General features: G+C 58.9%; 2 pseudogenes. Both read left to right on the top strand.

Annotated elements, in window-relative coordinates:
- A pseudogene (locus EKK30_RS18120) lies at positions 1-785 on the top strand (porin); the annotation flags it as partial.
- Positions 786-1,180: 395 nt separating this feature from the next.
- Positions 1,181-1,528 (top strand): annotated as a pseudogene (locus EKK30_RS18125) (porin); the annotation flags it as partial.

Here is a 1,528-nt window from a genome sequence, read left to right on the forward strand (position 1 = left end):
GTTCGGGCTCGCTCGTTCCTGCCAACTGGGTGGCCTTCGATGTCAACAGCTTTGGCATCCGTACAAAGAACGGTCAGTTCGTTGGTGGCGGCGGTTTCACTTCGAACGCAAGCGCCTCCGACCTTGTCTGGGGTGGCGCTTACTGCCAGAGCGCAGGCGGTGCCTGGGGTGACTGCTTCGGCGTTCCGCGCAACACCGTTCGCTACGACTCGCCGAGCTTCGGCGGCTTCTCGGTGTCCGCATCGTGGGGTGAAGACGACATCTGGGCTGTCACGACCCGGTACGCCGGTGAATGGGCTGACTTCAAGGTTGCCGGCGTTGCTTCTTATGCAGAGAGCACCGATGAAAACCTGAACCTCGGCATTAGTGCTACTCAGCAGTACTTCCAAGCTGGTGCCTACGTCGAACACATCCCAACCGGTCTGTTCGCCTACGGTGCTTATGGCCACGACACCTACGACTTCAGTGGCTCGGGCCAATCCGAGACGTGGTACGGCAAACTCGGCATTCGTCAGCGTTGGACGGCTCTTGGTCACACCGTTCTGTACGGCGAGTACGAAAACGTGAAGGGCTCGGGCGCCTTCTCGCAGTCTGAACTCGCTGGCCTCGACGCTACGCACGATCGGACCGAAGTTTGGGGCGGTGGCATCGTTCAGGAAATCGACTCTGCCGCCATGTCGATCTGGGTTAAGTATCGCCACCTTGACTACAGCGATAACAACACCGACGGCATTGCTTACGACAATTTCCAGTACGTGGGTATGGGCGCTCTGATCAACTTCTGATCCGGCTCTCCACTGTCGAAAAAATCCAAAGGCCGTCCGCAAGGGCGGCCTTTTCCTTTTTCGCCTACGAGTTATTCGACCTGATGCGTGGAAAACTCATTTGCCGTGTCACGGCATTCCCGCAGCCCTAGGATTCTTTAGAAACAAGAGGTTAGCCTAGTTTTTCGGCAACCGCCCAACGATCAGTCTAGTTGCGCGTGCGCCACATTGACGGATTCGTCGCGCACATTTCGCACACCACAATTGTTGCCACCCCACGAATCACGGACTTTCCGGGTACGGCGAAGTCACTCAGCAGGTGTTCCGCCGTGGCTCGCTATCGATGCGACCGACAATACGGCGAACGCCAAGTATCGCGTCGACTACTAGAAGTGATTAAGACGGGAGAAGGCAGAATGAAGAAATATGGGGTAGGCGCTATGGTCGCTGCAGGCGTCCTCGCTGGCGGGTTCGCCACGAGCGCCTCTGCAGCGGACTTGGGCGGCAATTGCTGTGCCGACCTAGAGGAGCGCATCGCAGAACTGGAAGCAACGACGGCACGCAAGGGCAACCGCAAGGTTTCGCTGACCGTGTCGGGCTGGGTTGGCCAGCAGGTCATGTGGTGGGACGACGGCGCTGAGTCGAACGCCTACGTCACCGACCTCGGGTCGACGCTCGGCAGCCACGTGAAGTTCACCGGCCAGGCCACCATTCTTCCGGGCTGGACGGCAGGTTACGTCCTGCACATCGAAGCCATCGGCTCC

Source organism: Hyphomicrobium sp., from assembly GCF_003987855.1.
Lineage (GTDB): Bacteria > Pseudomonadota > Alphaproteobacteria > Rhizobiales > Hyphomicrobiaceae > Hyphomicrobium_B.